The 264-nt window shown below is 53.0% G+C and carries 1 protein-coding gene; it reads left to right on the top strand.

What is annotated here, in order from left to right; translation table 11 throughout:
- Positions 1 to 199, top strand: a 199-nt coding sequence (locus R0J92_RS23765) for a hypothetical protein (RefSeq protein WP_411053484.1), incomplete at its 5' end; no start/stop codon positions are given.
- Positions 200 to 264: the final 65 nt, after the last annotated feature.

Below are 264 nucleotides of genomic sequence, written 5' to 3'. Positions count from 1 at the left end.
CGAGGATCCGAGAATGTTTCGTTTGAGTAATGTCAAGCTTGCCTTGAAACTGCCCATTATGATCGCACCGCCCTTAGTGATAATTGTTCTTGCTTCTGGGGCATGTCAGCTGTCGCAGATGTCGCAGGCAGGCGATGAAGAACACAAAGCTACATACGAGGGGTTTGTGAAGGAACGTAAGCGCGCGCTGGAATGGTAGCTCAACGAGGTGCAGGACGAAGTGGAACCCCTCCGGTCCAGCTTCGCAATTCAGACACCGCGCAC

The sequence above is a fragment of the Tritonibacter sp. SIMBA_163 genome (genome assembly GCF_046535935.1).
Classification (GTDB): Bacteria; Pseudomonadota; Alphaproteobacteria; order Rhodobacterales; family Rhodobacteraceae; genus Epibacterium; species Epibacterium scottomollicae.
The sequence above is the reverse complement of the archived record's forward strand: the minus strand, read 5'-3'. Positions and strand labels throughout refer to the sequence as shown.